Source organism: Flavobacterium sp. EDS (assembly GCF_020991525.1).
Classification (GTDB): Bacteria; Bacteroidota; Bacteroidia; order Flavobacteriales; family Flavobacteriaceae; genus Flavobacterium.
Genome location: NZ_JAJMOZ010000050.1, coordinates 1 through 541, shown reverse-complemented (window position 1 = coordinate 541; position 541 = coordinate 1). Strand labels below are relative to the sequence as shown.

The 541-nt window shown below is 32.5% G+C and carries 1 protein-coding gene; it reads right to left on the bottom strand.

Annotated elements, in window-relative coordinates:
* Positions 1-541 (bottom strand): RHS repeat-associated core domain-containing protein (locus LPB87_RS20625; RefSeq protein ID WP_305070211.1); only part of this gene is annotated, 541 nt, incomplete at both ends.

Below are 541 nucleotides of genomic sequence, written 5' to 3'. Positions count from 1 at the left end.
CCGCATATACCACTAATTTAGCTAAATCAGTATTACCTGTTTTAGAATTATATGCTCTTTGCGTAGGAGTTTGCTTGTTTTTAGGAGGGTCAATAATATTTTCTGATTCCATGCCTGTAGGGTCAATAAACGATAAGGGATTGTTATTTAAGAATGATTGTGGTGATAGGTTATAAAATTTTTCACATAAAGGGTCAAGTTGTGGTGTTCTTACAATATCTGGCATATACATACGTCCGCCAAAGTCATACCAGTTGAGACTTAGTTCATCTTGAAACTCCTTTCCATTAAACTTGTATTTATAATCACTTGTAGGATTAACATTATACCCTTCGTGTTTTAAGCCAAAAGGATAATAATTATTTTCTTCAAGAATTTCAAGAACATTTTGAGCATTCTTTTTATAGCTTACACGTACATTTCCTAAATGGTCGGTATAATTAAACACATAACTATAATTGTTCGCTCCATTTACAGGTGTATTGTTAACATAGCCTTCTGCTGTTGGAAAATACTGCAGTACATCGTTTTTATACTGAAA